14 protein-coding genes are annotated in these 14,950 nt (G+C 41.2%); 5 read left to right on the forward strand and 9 right to left on the reverse strand.

Annotated elements, in window-relative coordinates; genetic code table 11:
- Positions 1-47: 47 nt before the first annotated feature.
- The 3 genes from NQU59_RS17500 to NQU59_RS17510 all read left to right on the forward strand — a co-directional run bounded on the left by NQU59_RS17500 (position 48) and on the right by NQU59_RS17510 (position 3,266).
- Positions 48-1,604, forward strand: a complete 1,557-nt coding sequence (locus tag NQU59_RS17500) for a class I SAM-dependent methyltransferase (RefSeq protein WP_005239229.1) — start codon at positions 48-50, stop codon at positions 1,602-1,604.
- Positions 1,605-1,690: 86 nt separating this feature from the next.
- Entirely contained in the window at positions 1,691-2,422 is a 732-nt protein-coding gene (gene aat, locus NQU59_RS17505) for a leucyl/phenylalanyl-tRNA--protein transferase (protein WP_257064252.1), read from the forward strand.
- 28 nt (positions 2,423-2,450) lie between these two features.
- On the forward strand, positions 2,451-3,266 hold the full coding sequence (locus tag NQU59_RS17510) for an arginyltransferase (RefSeq protein WP_005239233.1): 816 nt from the start codon (positions 2,451-2,453) through the stop codon (positions 3,264-3,266).
- On the opposite strand, the gene rimI is transcribed toward NQU59_RS17510, so the two are convergent.
- The 8 genes from rimI to NQU59_RS17550 all read right to left on the reverse strand — a co-directional run bounded on the left by rimI (position 3,252) and on the right by NQU59_RS17550 (position 12,217).
- On the reverse strand, positions 3,252-3,713 hold the full coding sequence (gene rimI / locus NQU59_RS17515) for a ribosomal protein S18-alanine N-acetyltransferase (RefSeq protein ID WP_257064263.1): 462 nt from the start codon (positions 3,711-3,713) through the stop codon (positions 3,252-3,254). The genes NQU59_RS17510 and rimI overlap by 15 nt on opposite strands.
- Before the next feature lie 92 nt (positions 3,714-3,805).
- A complete protein-coding gene (locus tag NQU59_RS17520; protein ID WP_005239237.1) occupies positions 3,806-4,690 on the reverse strand; it encodes a metal-dependent hydrolase in 885 nt (294 codons plus the stop codon).
- A 223-nt stretch (positions 4,691-4,913) separates the two neighbouring features.
- Positions 4,914-5,795, reverse strand: a complete 882-nt coding sequence (locus NQU59_RS17525) for a metal-dependent hydrolase (RefSeq protein WP_043973817.1) — start codon at positions 5,793-5,795, stop codon at positions 4,914-4,916.
- Positions 5,796-6,112: 317 nt separating this feature from the next.
- Entirely contained in the window at positions 6,113-7,303 is a 1,191-nt protein-coding gene (gene tuf, locus NQU59_RS17530; protein ID WP_004655200.1) for an elongation factor Tu, read from the reverse strand.
- Positions 7,304-7,396: 93 nt separating this feature from the next.
- Positions 7,397-9,535 (reverse strand): elongation factor G, encoded by a 2,139-nt coding sequence (fusA, locus tag NQU59_RS17535; RefSeq protein WP_005239239.1) that lies wholly within the window; start codon positions 9,533-9,535, stop codon positions 7,397-7,399.
- Between the two features lie 177 nt (positions 9,536-9,712).
- Positions 9,713-10,183, reverse strand: a complete 471-nt coding sequence (gene rpsG, locus NQU59_RS17540) for a 30S ribosomal protein S7 (RefSeq protein WP_004655203.1) — start codon at positions 10,181-10,183, stop codon at positions 9,713-9,715.
- A 160-nt stretch (positions 10,184-10,343) separates the two neighbouring features.
- The gene (rpsL, locus tag NQU59_RS17545; protein WP_004638184.1) at positions 10,344-10,718 is read right to left on the reverse strand and encodes a 30S ribosomal protein S12; all 375 of its coding nucleotides are present in this window, start codon (positions 10,716-10,718) and stop codon (positions 10,344-10,346) included.
- 158 nt (positions 10,719-10,876) lie between these two features.
- Positions 10,877-12,217, reverse strand: a complete 1,341-nt coding sequence (locus NQU59_RS17550) for an EcsC family protein (RefSeq protein WP_257064281.1) — start codon at positions 12,215-12,217, stop codon at positions 10,877-10,879.
- Between the two features lie 289 nt (positions 12,218-12,506).
- Between NQU59_RS17550 and NQU59_RS17555 the strand changes: the two genes are divergently transcribed.
- Entirely contained in the window at positions 12,507-13,736 is a 1,230-nt protein-coding gene (locus NQU59_RS17555; RefSeq protein WP_005239242.1) for a beta-ketoacyl-ACP synthase II, read from the forward strand.
- Between the two features lie 288 nt (positions 13,737-14,024).
- Positions 14,025-14,477, forward strand: coding sequence for a protoporphyrinogen oxidase HemJ (gene hemJ / locus NQU59_RS17560; RefSeq protein ID WP_005239243.1), 453 nt, complete (start codon positions 14,025-14,027; stop codon positions 14,475-14,477).
- A 63-nt stretch (positions 14,478-14,540) separates the two neighbouring features.
- Here the strand turns inward: hemJ and NQU59_RS17565 are convergent, their stop codons facing one another.
- The gene (locus NQU59_RS17565; RefSeq protein WP_043973572.1) at positions 14,541-14,933 is read right to left on the reverse strand and encodes a hypothetical protein; all 393 of its coding nucleotides are present in this window, start codon (positions 14,931-14,933) and stop codon (positions 14,541-14,543) included.
- Positions 14,934-14,950 lie beyond the last annotated feature (17 nt).

The following is a 14,950-nucleotide window of genomic DNA, read 5'->3' on the forward strand; positions in this document are numbered from 1 at the left end:
TGACGACTTTTTACACACACCTGCAATCAGCCTTTTAGGATATATCAATGACAACGACCTGGACGAATGGCTACCAAACGGAAGTGAACTATACCTACGGTTATTATCGAGACCTCAGCCCGAATTTCCAAAAGTTTTGCTTACTCTTGAACGGTATCGATAGCCCAGACTTTCAGGAAAATCATCATCATTGCGAACTGGGCTTCGGTCAGGGCGTCAGCATTAATATTCATGCAACCTCGAATGAAGCCGCATTTTATGGAACGGACTTCAATCCAGCCCACGCAGCTCATGCCAATCAGCTGGCTGAACAAAGCAAGACCGAACACTATTTCTATGACGACAGCTTTGAAGAGTTACTGCATCGTTCTGACTTGCCCATGTTTGACTCTATTAGCTTGCATGGGATCTGGAGTTGGATCAGCTATGAGAATCAATACATTATTCTTAAATTTATCCGCAAGTTTCTAAAGCCCAATGGTATTGTTTATATTAGCTATAACTGTGTTACGGGTTGGGCAGCCAATATGCCAATTCGCGAGTTGTTCCATAGTCACTTCAAGTTCAATAGTAAAAGCACCAATCCACTGCAAAAGGTCAATGAAGCACTAAACTTTAGTGAAGATTTATTGCAACAAAACCCTATTTTTGCCCAACGCAATCCCAATGCATTGCAAAAAGTAGCCGATTTAAAACAACAAAATCCCAATTATTTGATTCACGAATATCTCAATCAAGACTGGCAATGTTTTTCCTTTCAGCAGATTGTCCGAATTCTGGATGAAATCAAACTGTCTTATGCAGGCTCAACCGATTTAAGTACACACTTAGATAATATTAATTTTTCTGAGCAACACCAAGCCTTTCTAAATGCCATTGAACATCCCATTTTCAAAGAACAATGCCGTGACTATTTTGCCAATACCCAATTTAGACGCGATCTGTTTATTCGAGGGAAAAATAATTTAACCCCGTTACAAACACAAGAACGACTGCGCAAAACGGCCTTTGTATTACTGACGGCCAAGGAACAACTCCCAACCAGTATCAGTGGCCTGTTAGGAACATTTAATCTCATTGAAGAAATTTATCAGCCTATTGGAGATAAATTTGCTCAGGAAAACTATCGCCCACTGACCATTGCTGAATTAGAGCAAAGTCTTCCTCAGCTCAATTATGCCAAAATTCTCAATGCCTTGGTCATTCTCTCGCATCTCGGACTGGCCCAACCCTGCCAGAGCTTAGAGCCAAAGCAGCAGACGTTGGAGCAATGCCACCGTTTGAATCATTATTTACTGCAACAAGCCAGCTTTCATCAAAACTATAATGTGTTGATTAGCCCAATTACGGGTATCGGTTTAGCAACAGAACACTTCCATCAATTGTTTTATCGCGCACATTTTGTTGAAGGTCTAAAGTCTGCGAGCGAATTTGCTCATTATGTGCAGGATGTGCTGAATCAACTGAATTGGTTAGTTTTGAACAGTGAAGGGAAAACCGTATCGGACCAAGAACAAAGCCTCGAAATTATTCAAGGCAAAGCACAATTGTTCTTGGACAGCAAAAAACTCCATATTGCTAAACAACTGCGCTTATTTAGTTAAACCCGATATGGGAATGGCAATAACGAAGATTGCCATTCCTGACAACTTCAGTTAGCTTAAAATGATTGTTATTTACTTTTTGTGCTATGCAACTGCTTCCGCCCTCATATTATATTTTCCCCAATCCAGTTGAAGCTGATCCCGAAGGTCAAGGATTTATCTGTATTGGAGCTGATCTGTCGCCTTCTACTTTATTTGAAGCTTATACGCATGGATTATTTCCTTGGTTCAATGAAGATGAACCGATTTGCTGGTGGAGTCCCGAGCCAAGGTGCATTATCGAACCTCATGCCTATAAACCGAGTAAATCTTTGCTTCGAAATATGAAGAAACATGATTATCGAATTACCGTCAATCATGCTTTTGAACAAGTGATTCGCTCATGCTCTATGCCACGTAGTTATGCCAATGAAACCTGGATCAGTGAAGATATCATTGAAGGCTATTGCGCATTATTCCAAACAGGATATGCGTACAGTGTTGAAGTCTGGCAGCAGGATAAATTGGTTGGTGGCTTATATGGAGTCAGTATTGGTAAAGGCTGCTTTGGAGAGTCGATGTTTAGTACCGAAACCGATGTTTCTAAAATGGCTTTCTACACCCTGATGCTGATTGGACAAGAAAATCAGTTGCCTTGGATTGATTGCCAATTGGTCAATGATCATCTTCTGAGCCTTGGTGCCCGTACACTTTCTCGCCAAGACTATCTTAAATCGTTACAAGATGTAATTATTGCCCCCTCTATCAATTGGAAAAGTTATCAAGAACGTGTATTTTCAAGTAAAACAATAGCAGTTTTTGCAAAATTAGACGGTTAACGGATGAACGCCTTGGAGGGACAGATTAATGAAATCATATCAACCCAAGTCCCTTTTAAATGACTTACAGTACTATATTACGCCGCCACATGATTGCAGTTATCTCGATAACAAATCGGCACGGATGGTGTTTTTAGATCCAATTCACCGTATTGATGTGGTGACCTTGTCAGAACTTTCTCGTGTCGGTTTTCGTCGTAGCGGCGATTTTGTCTATCGTCCAGAATGTCATCTGTGTCGCCAGTGTTTATCCTGTCGTGTTCCTGTTCAAGAATTTAAAATGAACAGCAGCCAAAAAAAGGCATGGAAACGCAATCAAGATTTACAAATGAGTATCTTGCCAACCTCACAGGCAACCCAACAACATTACGACCTATATGAACGTTATATCAATGAACGCCATGCCGATGGCGATATGTTTCCTGCCAGCCTAGATCAGTTTGAGAAATTTCTTGTACATAGCTGTACAGAAAGTTTCTTTATTGAGTTGTGGAAAGATCAAAAGCTGATTGGGGTTTCAACCTGTGATTTAATGGATGATGGACTTTCAGCGGTTTATACCTTTTTTGATCCAGATGAGCAACGTCGCTCACTCGGTGTTTTCGCGATTCTCAAACAAATCGAATATGTACGCACACTAAACCTAGATTATCTCTACTTAGGCTATTGGGTACCACATTCACCTAAAATGAATTATAAATCGCAATATACCCCACTGGAGTTATTGCTCGATGGACAATGGCGTCGACTCAATCGCCCGCTCTCAGACCATGAAATCCATCAGCTAGGAAATTCATTGATGAGTACGCTCCCCTCTGAGTGGAATAATTTAATTATTAAATAATGCAGCAAAATCATCGGTGCATGTTTTGACCATAATCACAGCATGCTCTCTTGAGCCATCCGTATTGGGATAATAATTTTTGCGTAAGTCAATTTGATGAAAGCCGGTTTTTTCATACAAACCAATGGCGGCTGTATTACTTTCACGGACTTCTAAAAAAATCTGAATTGGATTGTTTTTTAACTGTTGAATAGACTCATCCAACAATTTATAACCGAGCCCCTTACCTTGCTGGCTTGGATGTATCGCCATCAACAATAAATTTGCTTCATCTAAAACTGGCTGTAGAATACAAAAACCCACCACCTGATTGGCTTGCTGATAAACCGTACATTGATACGAAACCAAGGATTCTTGGAACTGCTGCCTAGACCAAGGATGGCTTTGCACCAAGCCCTCAATCTCAGTCACACTCTCCAAGTCATTTTCTTGCATCAATCGAATCACGAGTTATCACTCTATAAAATACTGATGCAGATTATCAGCAATTTAAAACAAAATTTGAATAAAAAAATGGGCAGTTTTACTGCCCTATATCCTTAACTTAGATTAAAACCTAATTCAGCGCGCCATTTATTCAAAAGCGCGGTAGTATCGTCATCATTCGGATGAAATTTCGGTCTTAAAAAATCTAATAAGGTCGGAATTTGACGGGTCATAAAACCTTTATAGCCATACATAAATTTAATCATGTATTTGCTATCACGCCATGTCAGCTTGCCATCTGTTTGCAGCAGTTTGGCCGTGAAATAAGATTGAGTAACAAAAATGAGCCCCATTGCGATGACTAAAGCTAATGAACGCATAAAATACGCTTTAACACCTTGACCATACATGGCTTGATAGACATCAAAAGCAACCGCTTTATGCTCATTTTCTTCTACCGCATGCCACATCCATAAATGATACATGGTTTGATCCATAAACATGGCTTGGATATCGGGATTACTTAATAACTCTTCAGCAATGGTAGAAGTAAAGTGTTCCAACGCACAGGTTCCCGTTAAACCAATCATTTCTTTACTAAAACCAAAAGGTTTTAAAATTTTTGAAGCAATACCAATGGTTCTATTAATTAACCGGCCAGTTTGTTCTTCCATTTCACGTACTTTATAACCATACGCTTCAGCCGAAGCGTTAAAGGCCAAATGCTCTTTAGAGTGCATTGCTTCTTGACCAATAAAGGCACTGATTTCTTTCTGAAGTCGCTCATCTACAAGTTTGGGATCATTTCGCACCGCACGGGTGCTATTCACAAAGAACTGCTCACCTTCTGGGAATAACGCTGAAAGTGCAGTCATAAAATGTGTTAATGCTGCATCGCCATTAGCCCAATAACGTGGTACTTCACCAAATTCAAAATCCATGCGACGTACAGGAAAACTGGCGCCAGCTCGGTTTGAAATATTGACTTTCGCATTCATACCTTGTTCTCCTACGCGATAAATATTTTTTGCCTGATTGTTTTTATACTTTATTTATACGCTCTTTTCAGTGCATGAAATAAGTGCAGATAAGGTCAGAAAAACATCATATGAGGACATCTGAATCTGCTGAAAATCTTGTATGAAATGAACAATTAAAATGAAAAAAGGACAACATTGATTGTCCCCTTTTCAGTAATTACAGAGCTAAACCAAAGAGATTTTACAGACCTAATTTTGCCTTCCAATCTTGTAATAGTTGTACGGTATCTAAATCATTGGGATGGAAACCAGGTTTGAAGTACGCCAGCATTTCACCCGCCATTCCAGCGATAATTCCTTTCGATGGACTATAGGCATATTGATAAATCATACCCAATTCTTTCAGGTTCAATTTTCCATCATCTCTCAATAGTTTTATAACGAATGAAGATTGGGTCAGAAAAATCGCAACCATCGAAACAACCAGTGCAGTATTACGTAATGCGTATGCTTTTACGCCACGACCAAAAATTTCCTCATACACATCATAGGCAACTGCTTTATGTTCATTTTCTTCTACCGCATGCCATAACCACATATATTCCATGGTCTTGTCTTGCATCAATGCTTGAATATGCGGATTACGTAGCAACTCCGAAGCAATCGTTGCAGTAAAATGCTCCAGTGCCGTTGTTGCGGTCAAATCTACCATTTCTTGTGTCATACCAAATGGCTTTACTAATTTAGCAAATAGTTTACGACCCGTTTGAATGACGACACCTGTTCTTCGTTCCAAGGTTTCAACGTCATGTCCATATTTTTGAGCGGAAGCATTAAAGTTGACATGTTCTTGGGTATGCATGGCTTCTTGACCAATAAAAGCACTGATTTCTTTTTGCAGTTTATCGTTATCTTTAATGGCTGGGTGGTAACGTACAGCACGAACCGAATCGATGAAGAGTTTTTCACCGTCTGGGAATAATGCAGATAAACCTGTCATAAAATGCGTTAGACCAGCAGAGCCACTGACCCAATATTCTGGAACCTGATCAAAATCAAAATTCATACGACGTACTGGGAAACTTGCACCTGCACGATTCGAAACATTTACTTTAGCATTCATGCTACCTACTCCTTTTCAGTGAAATATCTTCACTGAGCACTTTTGTTCGTTTTCTTGAGTTTTATATTACGTTTTTATACGAATCAATTAAGTGCAGTTTAGGACAGCGTATTATCAGTTTAGGACATGAGGAGGAAATTTTAATTAAGTATTAAAATTTTCGACGCAAGAGAAAAGGAGTGATAAGTGAAACTACTTTTCTAACCTAAAAGAAAAATTTAATTGAAGACTAGAGTTTCGATAGTAAGACAAGAAATACAAAAACAATAGGCATAAAAAAACACCCCAAAGGGGTGTTTTTTTATCACTCTAAGCGATTATGCAGTTACTTTAGCAACAACACCAGCGCCTACAGTACGACCACCTTCACGGATCGCAAAACGTAGACCTGGGTCCATTGCGATCGGGTGAATTAATTCTACTGACATTTCTACGTTGTCACCAGGCATAACCATTTCAACGCCATCTTGTAATTTGATCGCGCCAGTTACGTCAGTTGTACGGAAGTAGAACTGTGGACGGTAACCGTTAAGGAATGGAGTGTGACGACCACCTTCTTCTTTAGAAAGTACGTATACTTCTGCATCGAATTTAGTGTGCGGCTTGATTGTACCTGGTTTAGCAAGTACTTGACCACGTTGTACGTCTTCACGCTTAGTACCACGAAGTAAGATACCACAGTTCTCACCAGCACGGCCTTCGTCAAGAAGTTTACGGAACATCTCAACGCCAGTTACAGTTGTCTTAACCGTATCTTTGATACCTACGATTTCAACTTCTTCACCAACTTTTACGATACCCGCTTCTACACGACCAGTTACTACTGTACCACGGCCTGAGATTGAGAATACATCTTCGATTGGCATCAAGAATGCTTTATCGATAGCACGCTCTGGTTCTGGGATGTAAGAGTCAAGCGCTTCAACAAGAGCAAGAACTGATGATTCGCCATATTGACCAGCATCACCATTAAGCGCTGCAAGTGCTGAACCACGGATAACTGGAGTGTCATCACCTGGGAAGTCATAAGTAGATAGAAGTTCACGAACTTCCATTTCTACCAATTCAAGCAATTCTTCATCATCAACAAGGTCACACTTGTTCAAGAATACGATGATGTAAGGTACACCAACCTGACGTGAAAGAAGGATGTGTTCACGAGTTTGTGGCATTGGACCATCAGTCGCAGCACATACAAGGATCGCGCCGTCCATCTGAGCAGCACCAGTAATCATGTTTTTAACATAATCGGCGTGACCCGGGCAGTCTACGTGAGCGTAGTGACGGATTGGAGAATCGTATTCTACGTGTGATGTATTAATTGTAATACCACGTGCTTTTTCTTCAGGAGCTGAGTCGATTTGTGAGTAATCTTTCGCTTCACCGCCGTAAGTTTTTGCACAGATAGTTGCAATCGCAGCAGTTAAAGTTGTTTTACCATGGTCAACGTGACCAATTGTACCCACGTTTACGTGTGGTTTATTACGTTCAAACTTGGCTTTAGCCATGATGATCTTCCTTTATAAACTGCTCATGAGGGTCGCCCATGAGCACTTGGTTTTTTAACTAAATTTTAGTTGGGTAATATAGTAATCGAAAGATTACTCGTCGTCACCTTTTTTACCGCCAGCTTGGAACTTAGCGATGATGCCTTCCGCCACGTTACGTGGAGTTTCAGCGTATTTAGCGAATTCCATAGAATACGTCGCACGACCTTGAGACATAGAACGCATTTGAGTCGCGTAACCAAACATCTCAGCCAATGGAACTTCTGCTTTAATTGCTTTTGTTCCACCAGGAAGATCGTCCATACCTTGAACCATACCACGACGACGGTTTAAGTCACCCATGATATCGCCCATGTAGTCTTCTGGAGTTTCAACTTCAACTTTCATGATTGGTTCAAGAAGGATAGGATCTGCTTTCATGAAACCGTCACGGAAAGCATATGAACCAGCCATTTTGAACGACAATTCATCAGAGTCGACATCATGGTAAGAACCATCGAATAATGTCGCTTTGATACCCACAACAGGGTAACCAGCCAATACACCATTCTTCATACGTTCTTGAATACCTTTATCAACCGCACCAAAGAATTCTTTAGGTACAGTACCGCCGACAACTTCTTCAGCGAATTCGTATTCTTTACCAGCTTCTTCAACATCCATAGGTTCTAAACGAACATATACATGACCGAATTTACCTTTACCACCTGTTTGACGAACAAACTTACCTTCTTGTTCAACAGACTTTTTGATCGTTTCACGGTAAGCAACCATTGGTTTACCAATGTTCGCTTCAACACCGAATTCACGCTTCATACGGTCAACGATGATGTCAAGGTGAAGCTCACCCATACCAGCAATAATTGTTTGACCAGATTCTTCGTCTGTACGAACGCGGAACGATGGATCTTCTTTCGCCAAACGACCTAAAGCAATTGACATTTTTTCTTGGTCAGCTTTAGTTTTTGGTTCAACAGCCAATGAAATTACTGGCTCTGGGAATTCCATACGCTCAAGGGTAATGATGTTTTTCTCATCACATAATGTATCACCCGTAGTTACGTCTTTAAGACCTACACACGCTGCGATATCACCTGCACGGATTTCATCAAGATCTTGACGTTCGTTCGCATGCATTTGCACGATACGGCCGATACGTTCACGCTTAGATTTAACTGGGTTATAAACCGGATCACCTTGTTTAAGAACACCAGAATAAACACGTACGAAGGTTAAGTTACCTACGAACTTATCGTTCATGATTTTGAACGCAAGTGCAGAGAACGGCGCTTCGTCAGATGCTTCACGAGATGCTTTAGTTTCATCTTTGTCGTCAAGAATACCTTCAATTGCTTTAACTTCTGTTGGAGAAGGCAAGAATTGAATTACAGCATCCAACATACGTTGAACACCTTTGTTCTTGAACGCTGAACCACAAAGCATAACTTGGATTTCAGACGCCAATGTACGTGAACGAAGACCAGCGATGATTTCTTCTTTAGAAAGATCACCTTCTTCTAAGTACTTGTCCATTAACTCTTCAGATGCTTCAGCCGCAGCTTCAACCATCTTAGTACGCCATTCTTGAGAAGTCTCAACGAGGTCAGCAGGAATATCACCGTATTCGAACTTCATACCTTGAGATGCTTCATCCCAGATAATCGCTTTCATTTCGATAAGGTCAACAACACCTGTAAATGTATCTTCTGCACCGATTGGCACAACGATAGGTACAGGATTACCACCTAAACGAGTTTTAACTTGCTCAACAGCACGGAAGAAGTTTGCACCAGTACGGTCCATCTTGTTCACGAATGCTAAACGAGGCACTTTATATTTGTTCGCTTGACGCCATACAGTTTCAGACTGAGGCTGTACACCACCAACTGCACAGTAAACCATGCACGCACCGTCAAGAACACGCATAGAACGTTCAACTTCGATTGTGAAGTCTACGTGTCCCGGTGTATCGATTACGTTGATACGGTGTTGTTGGAATTGGTTAGCCATACCAGACCAGAAACAAGTTGTAGCAGCAGAGGTAATTGTAATACCACGCTCTTGCTCTTGTTCCATCCAGTCCATTGTTGCTGCACCATCGTGTACTTCACCAATTTTGTGAGATACACCTGTGTAGAACAAAATACGTTCAGTTGTAGTTGTTTTACCTGCGTCAATGTGCGCAGAAATACCGATGTTACGGTAATTACTAATTGGGGTTTGGCGAGCCATGATGTCTACATTCCTAAATGTTATATTTAAAACAGGACGCATCAATTAAATTGATGCGCGCGAATATCCATGCAGGCAACTTAAATACCCGCAAAGCCCCCACTTTGGTAAAGAGCGATGTTGAATCGTGCTGCGGTACGCATGAATATTCTCCTGATTAGGGACTGTTTTATCCGCTTAGAAACGGTAGTGAGAGAAGGCTTTGTTGGCTTCAGCCATACGATGCACGTCTTCACGTTTTTTGATCGCTGCACCTTTACCTTCAGCTGCATCAAGCAACTCACCAGCAAGACGTAAAGCCATCGTTTTTTCAGAACGCTTAGCAGCAGCATCTACTAACCAACGCATAGCTAGAGCAGTACGACGGGATGGGCGTACTTCCATAGGTACTTGATAAGTAGCACCACCAACACGGCGTGCTTTTACTTCAACCATAGGACGAACTTTTTCAAGAGTAGTCTCGAAAAATTCAACTGGGTCTACTTTGTTTTTTTCTTGAACGCGGTCTAAAGCACCGTAAACGATACTTTCAGCAATAGATTTTTTACCATCTTGCATTACGTGGTTCATGAATTTAGCGATTGTTTGGCTGCTAAATTTTGGATCTGGAAGGATCTCACGAGCAGCGACTACGCGACGTCTTGGCATTTTAATACACCTAATAATATGACACTTCAGGATAATCCAGCAGTTTGTACAAGTGTCATGTACACGACGCTGGCCTTACTATACGTCGCTTGAATTACAAATCTATGAAGAATTCAAACAAGCGAAACGCTAAAGGGTTGTTTGGGCTAGTTTCCTAGAATTACTTCTTAGGACGCTTAGCACCGTATTTAGAACGTGACTGGTTACGATCTTTAACGCCAGCACAGTCTAAAGAACCACGAACGGTATGGTAACGTACACCTGGTAAGTCTTTAACACGACCACCACGGATAAGAACAACACTGTGCTCTTGTAAGTTATGACCTTCACCACCGATATAGCTAGATACTTCAAAACCTGAAGTTAAGCGAACACGGCAAACCTTACGCATTGCTGAGTTAGGTTTTTTAGGTGTAGTAGTATAAACACGTGTACATACACCACGACGTTGTGGACAAGCCTTCAACGCAGGAACTTTTGATTTTTCAATCAAAGTCGTACGACCCTTACGGATCAACTGATTTGTTGTTGCCATTTGGCAATTCTCCCGTTATTAAACAACCTTAAAAAAAGAAAATAACCTCTTTTTAAGGGCACATAATTGTAAGCTAAGAAGTAAAAATGGTCAACATTGTTAGTGCTGACCATTTCTTGGCTTTGTTGTGTTTTGATATCTAAAATTGCATACAACGCTTAACTAGGTTTTGTTGATGCAGGTTCGATATCAAGTGCCTTCGTTTCTGTACCCATTTCAGTACTCTCTTCTACCGACAGGTGCTCTTGCTGCTTTAGCGCAGGCTGCTGTTCAGTATGCAGATGCTCAACCACATGCTGCTCAGCTAATTGCTGAATTCCCTCTTCAACCTTGTCATCCACAGAATCCGTAGCAGCCGTATTTTCTTTGGTTTGAACAGTCACTTTGGTAATCACATTATTCTGTTGCTCTGATGTGGTGTTATTGCCTTCAACTGCCACAGAACTTAATAAACGTGGACTCGCTTTTTTCAGCTGCTGTTCTGCTTTGAAATAAGCCTCTAAAGGTGAAGTTTTTTCATTGGGATGTTGATTGATATAAAATCGGGCCGCACCAAAAATTGCCTGAGATTTATGGCCGACATCATCCAATAATCTCCAACTATAGAAACCACCCAGTGCTGCACCCGCAATTGGTGTCAGTTTACCAATTACTGATGCTTGAGGAATACGATTGAGCCAGTTCCATTTAAACTGACCATTTTCATCGACCAACCACTTTTTCACCAGTTCAATATCATTATTTGAACCGAGCAGCTGCTGGAATTGCTGTAAATTATGGGTTTCCAACATGGATTGCAATGCTTTTAAGGCGACGAGCAAAGTCTGTTTTTCCGCAACCAAACTTAAGTCAATTTCTTTAAAGACAAAGGCAACGATCTCTTGATCTGCATCTTCGGTTAAATCAAAACCGTGCGAACGTCCTGTCTGATATATGGTTCTCAAAGCCAGTACGATTGAAGCCGGGATATCAATCGCCGCACCCCACACCCCAGTAGCACCTGTAATTGCACCTTGAGCTGCTGCGAGTAATTTATTCTGCTCAATCAATGCCTGACTTAAACGTTGTGAACGCCCCGTATCCTGTGTCAGCTCAATAATATCTTTCACCCCGGCTTCTTCCAGAATTTTTTCTGTTAAGGAGCTATTCGAACTAAACTCATTCAACCATTGAAATAAATAGTCAGACACCTTTTCCCCTAAATCTGGAGATACAAATGAAGCAACATTATTGACTCGGTTGTAATGGCGACCTAACAGCTGATGCGACAGTTTCGGGAGTTGTTGGCGTAACATTTGTTGAGGATTTTCATATTTTTCCACCTCAAACGGGCTTTTAAAACGTGCCTTCCCTTCGACAATATTGGATGAGTTGGCCAATTCCGCACCCGATGTTGTTGGAGCCACTTGCAGTTTTTGTAATTCTGAACTGAGCTTTTTAGCCACTCCAAAGGCTTGTGCAAATAAACCTGAAGATTGCTTGTTTTTAGATTTTGTCATCAAGTACCTCTGTTGTGTAATCTGTGCATCTCTAGGTAAATACTAGGTTGAATGCAGATTTATCTCAACTTTTATCTGTGTACTTTCATTACGTTTCGTCACAACCACACCAATATTTACGAATATTTACACAACTGGAAATAGTCATAAAATTTGCCATAAGAAATAAAAAACCTTTCTGCTATTATGGTGTCATTCACTCATAAGCCATTTTAATCGTTATTTTCTCCTGATTTGTATTCGTAGCGAGATGCGCAAGGCTTAGTATTACCAGAAAAGGGAACTGTAAATGAAACGTGTTGTAATCACTGGTATGGGCATTAACTCATGTATCGGTAACTCTTTAGAAGAGGTCACTCATTCTTTAAAAAATGGAATCTCAGGAACACGTTTAAACCCTACTTATGCAGAACTGAATTTCAAAAGCCATGTCAGTGCAGCTGCTGAACAGGATTTTGAGGGCATTGACCGCAAACTCAAACGCTTTATGGGCGTGTGTGCAATGTATGCTTATAATGCAGCAGTTGCAGCAGTAGAACATGCCGGACTTAAACAAGAAGATTTGGCCAACAATCCACGCTACGGTATCGCAGGTGGTAGTGGTGGTAACTCAACAGCATCTGTTGCCGAAATGGTGAAATTATTAGAAGAAAAAGGCGCACGCAAAATCGGTCCGTTCTTTGTTCCTCGTAATATGAGTAATACCATTACCGCAAATGTGGGTGTTGCCTTTAAACTCCAAGGGATCGCTCATTCGATTACCAGCGCATGTGCAACGTCTGCCGATGCCATTGGTTATGCCTACAACCTGATCCAACTGGGTAAACAAGATTTAATGCTTGCCGGTGGCGGTGAAGAAGACCATTGGTCACAAAGCTTGTTGTTTGATGCGATGGGTGCCTTATGTTCAAAATACAACGACGCACCTGAAACTGCCTCACGCCCATACTCAAAAGATCGTGATGGCTTCGTCATTGCAGGTGGTGGTGGTTTCGTGGTACTTGAATCACTCGAACATGCACAAGCCCGTGGTGCTAACATTTTAGCTGAAGTGATTGGCTATGCCGCAAACAGTGATGGTGCAGACATGGTTGCACCAAGTGGTGAAGGTGCAACACGTTGTATCATTATGGCCTTGGACGAAGCTAAACAGCATGGCGTAGAGCAGATCGACTATGTCAACACCCATGGTACATCTACACCGGCAGGCGACGTGACTGAGCTTAAAGCCATGGAGCGTGCATTTGGTGAAGGTCAGGTTCCGCCACTCAGCTCAACCAAATCAATGACAGGTCATAGTCTTGGTGCTGCGGGTGTCCAGGAAGCCATCTATTCGGTATTGATGATGCAAAATGACTTTATTGCACCCAACATCAACGTGACCGAGCTGGATGAAGGTGCGCAAGGTTTCGATATTGTACTTGAAAAACGTGATGCAAAACTGAATACTGTCATGAGTAACAGTTTTGGCTTTGGCGGCGTAAATGCTTGCCTTATTTTCAAGAAGTGGGATGCGTAGAGGGTCCGTTAACATTTCACAGATGCTTGCGACAGAGGATATTTTTTAGCTAATACAAGGCATGACTTATGAAACTTAGTCATTCTAAGTGAATAAGGCATAACGTAGTAGCAGCAAAAAATATCCCTGTCCCGAAGGGTTATGACTAAAACTTCCCTAAACTTCGTTATGAAACTTGGCAATGGAGTCACCATTACCTACGTTCCATGCCTTGTTTAAGTCATTTTAGTCTATAACGCAAGCATAGTTGAAATATCAACACACCCTCGCCCCCACTGAGGATGATCAATGGATGCACCTTCTGATGCTTTTTTGTGGGTAAAAGCATTACATATTATTGCTGTGGTGTGTTGGTTCGCTGCTTTGTTCTATCTACCACGTCTTTTTGTTTACCACGCCATGAGCGAAGATACCGTCAGTCATCAACGCTTTGAAGTGATGGAACGCAAGTTGTATCGCGGGATTATGTGGCCATCTATGATTGCCACACTCATTACCGCCCACTTTCTGGTTGACTGGGGTGATGCAACCCGACATTACCATGAGGCATTATGGTTCTATCTCAAAGTCGGCTTGGTAGGTCTGTTAGTGATTTACCATTTTGTCTGTGGTTATTACCGTAAAAAACTGATTGGCAATGCGCACTATAAATCACATAAGTTCTGGCGTTTCTTCAATGAAATGCCAACCCTGATCTTGTTTGCGGTGGTGATTTTAGTTGTAGTCAAACCTCAGTTTTAATTCAACAGCACTGTTCTTTTTCTAATGCTGTAGCTTAGACTACAGCATTAACCCCAATTCAAACTACAAACAGCTTATCCCCTTCAAGTTTAAAGACACTTGCTGAAAGTGAGTCTCTTTTTTTGTTTTAAAATTACGATAGCTTGCGCCATAAAGAATATAGCCTTGTGACACAAAGGTATATTGCCCCGTTACTTTGCCATCAATCAGCTCATTCATGGTTTTATAAACCTCAGGCTGAGCAAACTTCTCCACCTCAACCTCTTCAATATGGACTGGCACAGAAAGCTTTATATCTTTGAGATAGGGATAATACTTAATCGACTGTATCTTTTGATATTCTGGTGAAACCAATAAAATTGAATTTTTACCATCCGTAAAACAGTAATATTCATTACTTGCATAGCTTTGTACGCACACAGATAAAAATAAGCACAACAAGACAATTTTCTTCATTTTTTCTCAACCAATGA

Source organism: Acinetobacter colistiniresistens, from assembly GCF_024582815.1.
GTDB lineage: Bacteria > Pseudomonadota > Gammaproteobacteria > Pseudomonadales > Moraxellaceae > Acinetobacter.

Bases quoted from the DNA above. Each gene is read 5' to 3' on its own strand.
- NQU59_RS17500 (WP_005239229.1), top strand. From the start codon at position 48: ATGACAACGACCTGGACGAATGGCTACCAAACGGAAGTGAACTATACC.
- tuf (WP_004655200.1), bottom strand. From the start codon at position 7,303: ATGGCTAAAGCCAAGTTTGAACGTAATAAACCACACGTAAACGTGGGT.
- NQU59_RS17565 (WP_043973572.1), bottom strand. From the start codon at position 14,933: ATGAAGAAAATTGTCTTGTTGTGCTTATTTTTATCTGTGTGCGTACAA.
- NQU59_RS17550 (WP_257064281.1), bottom strand. From the start codon at position 12,217: ATGACAAAATCTAAAAACAAGCAATCTTCAGGTTTATTTGCACAAGCC.
- hemJ (WP_005239243.1), top strand. From the start codon at position 14,025: ATGGATGCACCTTCTGATGCTTTTTTGTGGGTAAAAGCATTACATATT.
- aat (WP_257064252.1), top strand. From the start codon at position 1,691: ATGCAACTGCTTCCGCCCTCATATTATATTTTCCCCAATCCAGTTGAA.
- NQU59_RS17510 (WP_005239233.1), top strand. From the start codon at position 2,451: ATGAAATCATATCAACCCAAGTCCCTTTTAAATGACTTACAGTACTAT.
- rpsG (WP_004655203.1), bottom strand. From the start codon at position 10,183: ATGCCAAGACGTCGCGTAGTCGCTGCTCGTGAGATCCTTCCAGATCCA.
- NQU59_RS17520 (WP_005239237.1), bottom strand. From the start codon at position 4,690: ATGAATGCGAAAGTCAATATTTCAAACCGAGCTGGCGCCAGTTTTCCT.
- fusA (WP_005239239.1), bottom strand. From the start codon at position 9,535: ATGGCTCGCCAAACCCCAATTAGTAATTACCGTAACATCGGTATTTCT.
- rpsL (WP_004638184.1), bottom strand. From the start codon at position 10,718: ATGGCAACAACAAATCAGTTGATCCGTAAGGGTCGTACGACTTTGATT.
- NQU59_RS17555 (WP_005239242.1), top strand. From the start codon at position 12,507: ATGAAACGTGTTGTAATCACTGGTATGGGCATTAACTCATGTATCGGT.
- NQU59_RS17525 (WP_043973817.1), bottom strand. From the start codon at position 5,795: ATGAATGCTAAAGTAAATGTTTCGAATCGTGCAGGTGCAAGTTTCCCA.